Annotated in this window: 2 protein-coding genes and 1 tRNA gene; all 3 read right to left on the bottom strand. The window is 70.6% G+C overall.

Going from position 1 to position 3,021, the window contains the following annotated elements; all coding sequences use genetic code 11:
• The coding region (gene tig / locus ACE3Q3_RS23735) for a trigger factor (protein WP_374450233.1) at positions 1-790 on the bottom strand (790 nt) is incomplete at its 3' end.
• A gap of 79 nt (positions 791-869) precedes the next feature.
• A tRNA-Leu gene (locus ACE3Q3_RS23730) sits at positions 870-954 on the bottom strand.
• A 96-nt stretch (positions 955-1,050) separates the two neighbouring features.
• A partial coding sequence (locus ACE3Q3_RS23725; protein ID WP_374450231.1) for a transketolase occupies positions 1,051-3,021 on the bottom strand: 1,971 nt, incomplete at its 5' end.

The raw sequence follows: 3,021 nt of genomic DNA, 5'->3' as shown, positions 1-3,021 counted from the left end.
CCAGCGACGGAAAGCCGATCTGCTGGGCGAGCTCGTCGTCGACCTGCGCCTGGACCGGGACCTTCAGCTCCTTGATGGTGACGGCGAAGCGTGCCGGCTTGCCGGCGAGCTGCTTGTTGCCGTATTCCGCCGGGAAGGTGACCTCGACGTCGAAGGGCTGCCCGACCTCGCGGCCGACGAGCTGGTCCTCGAACCCCGGAATGAACATTCCGCTGCCGACCTCGAGGTGGAAATCCTCGGCCTTGCCGCCGGGGAAGGCCTTGTCGTCGACGAAGCCCTCGAAATCGAGGACGGCGACGTCGCCCGACTGCACCGGCCGCGGCTCGGCCACCGGGACCGACCGCTTGTGCTGCTCGGCGACGCGCTGGAGCGCCTTGTCGACCTCGGCCTCGTCGACCTGGGCCTTCAGCCGCTCCAGCTCGATCTGGCCGAAATCCTTGGGCTCGATCCGCGGCAGCACCTCGACCGCCATCGTGTATTCGAGATCGGCGCCCTCGTTGAAGGACTGGATCTCGACCTTCGGCTGCATCGCCGGGCGCAGGCCGCGCTCCTCCATCGCCTGCTGGGCGCCGGCTTCCAGCGTCTCCTGCAGGACCTCGCCCAGCAGCGCCTGCCCGAAGCGGCGGCGCAGCACCGGCAGCGGCACCTTGCCCGGGCGGAAGCCCGGCATGTTGGCCGTCTTGGCGATCTCGGCGAGGCGGACTTCCACCTTGCCGCTCAGCTCGGCCGCCGGGACCGTGACTTTGAATTCGCGCTTCAGGCCCTGGCTGGAGGTCTCGACAACGTTCATCGAAGGCTGTTTCCTGATTTTGACGATCGGCACCGCCGATCCGAGAAGCCCGTAAAGCCCGAGAGTTCGGGGACAGCACTGGTGCGGGCGAAGGGACTCGAACCCCCACGACTTGCGTCACCGGAACCTAAATCCGGCGCGTCTACCAGTTCCGCCACGCCCGCCCTGAGCGGCGGCCGGCCCCCGGCCGCCACAGGTGACCGCGGGTTCTACCTCAGGTGCCGCCGCTTCGACAACGCCGTTGCACCCGCGACGCGGCATCAGCGTGCGAGAAGCCCGCGCGCGGCGGCGTCGACGATCGCGTCGGCGTCCAGTCCGTGGACCCGGTAGAGGTCCTGGATGTCGCCCGACTGGCCGAACCGCTCGACGCCGAGCGGGACGACGCGATGGCCGGCGACGCTGCCGAGCCAGGACAGCGTCGCCGGATGGCCGTCGACGACCGTGACGATGGCGGCGTCGGGCGCCAGCGGCGCCAGCAGGTCGGCGATTCGCGATCGCCCCTCCCCGGCGCGCCAGCCGGCATGCAGCCGGCCGGCCGAGGTGACGGCGAGCAGCCCGGCCCCCGGCACGTCCTCCTGGATCTGCTGGAAGGCCTCCTTCGCCTCGGGCGCCACCGCGCCGACATAGACGATGGCGAGCGGCGACCCCGCCGCCGGCTCGACCGCCCAGTACCCGCCCGACAGCACCGCGTCGCGTCGCGCCGCCGGATCCCGGGCCGGCTCCGGCTGCTCCAGGACCCGCGTCGACAGGCGCAGATAGACCGACCCGCCCTCGTCCGCCTGCATGTGGCGGAAGGCCCAGGCCATGACGATGGCCAGCTCGTCGACATAGGCCGGTTCGAAGGCGGTCAGGCCCGCCTGGCCGAGGCCGATGAGCGGGGTCACGATCGACTGGTGGGCCCCGCCCTCGGGCGCCAGCGTCAGGCCGGACGGGGTCGCCACCAGCAGGAATCGGGCGTCCTGGTAGCAGGCGTAGTTGAGGGCATCGAGGCCGCGCTTGATGAAGGGGTCGTAGAGGGTGCCGATCGGCAGCAGGCGGCGCCCGAACAGGCTGTGCGTCAGCCCGAACGCGGCGAGCGTCAGGAAGAGGTTGTGCTCGGCGATGCCGAGTTCGACATGCTGGCCCGCCGGTCCCATCGCCCAGCGCTGGGCGGAGACGACCTTCTCGTCGCGGAACGTGTCGTGCCGCTCGGCGCGGTCGAAGATGCCCCGCCGGTTGACCCAGCCGCCGAGGTTGGTGGAGACGGTGACGTCGGGCGACGTGGTGACGATGCGTTCGGCGAGCGGGCTGTCGCCCGCCGCAAGGTCCGAGAGGATGCGGCCGAAGCCCTCCTGGGTCGACATGCGCGGCGCGGTCGGCGCCGGCAGCGCGTCGGGAACCGGCACGCTCTGGTCCTGGTGGCGGCGGAACCCTTCCTGGGCGAACGGCACGCGCGACAGGAACGCCCGCAGCACCGGTGCCGGCAGGTCGAGGCCGGCGAAGGGTTCCCACTCCTCGCCGTCGGCGATCCGGTTGGCCGTCTTGAAGCCTGCCATCTGCTCGCGGTTCATCAGGCCGGCATGGTTGTCCTTGTGCCCGGCGAACGGCAGGCCGAAGCCCTTGACGGTGTAGGCGATGAAGCAGGTCGGGAGGTCGTCCGTCACCGCCTCGAACGCTTCCAGAACGGTCTCGATGTCATGCCCGGCGAGGTTGGTCATGAGCGCGCCCAGCGCCTCGTCGTCGAGTTCGGCGAGCAGCGCACGAATGCCTGGCAGGTGGCCGATGTCCCGCTCCAGCCGCGGCCGCCACGCCGCCCCGCCCTTGAAGACCAGCGCCGAATAGAGGGAGTTCGGGCAGGCGTCGATCCAGTCGCGCAGGGCGCCGCCGTCCGGTCGCCGGAACGCCGCCTCCAGCTTCTTGCCGTATTTCAGGGTGACGACGCGCCAGCCCATGCTCTGGAAGATGCCGTCGATCCGCATGAAGAGGCGGTCGGAGACGACGCTGTCCAGGCTCTGGCGGTTGTAGTCGATCACCCACCAGAGGTTGCGGACATCGTGCTTCCAGCCCTCGAGGAGCGCCTCGAAGACGTTGCCCTCGTCGAGTTCGGCGTCGCCGACGACGGCGACCATGCGGCCGGCCGGCCGGTGCGTCGGCACCATCTCCTTCAGCCGCAGGTAGTCCTGGGCGAGCGAGGCGAAGGTGGTCATGGCGACGCCGAGCCCGACCGAGCCGGTCGAGAAGTCGACGTCGTC

The sequence above is a fragment of the Allostella sp. genome, assembly GCF_041913585.1.
Lineage (GTDB): Bacteria > Pseudomonadota > Alphaproteobacteria > ATCC43930 > Allostellaceae > Allostella.
The sequence above is the reverse complement of the archived record's forward strand: the minus strand, read 5'-3'. Positions and strand labels throughout refer to the sequence as shown.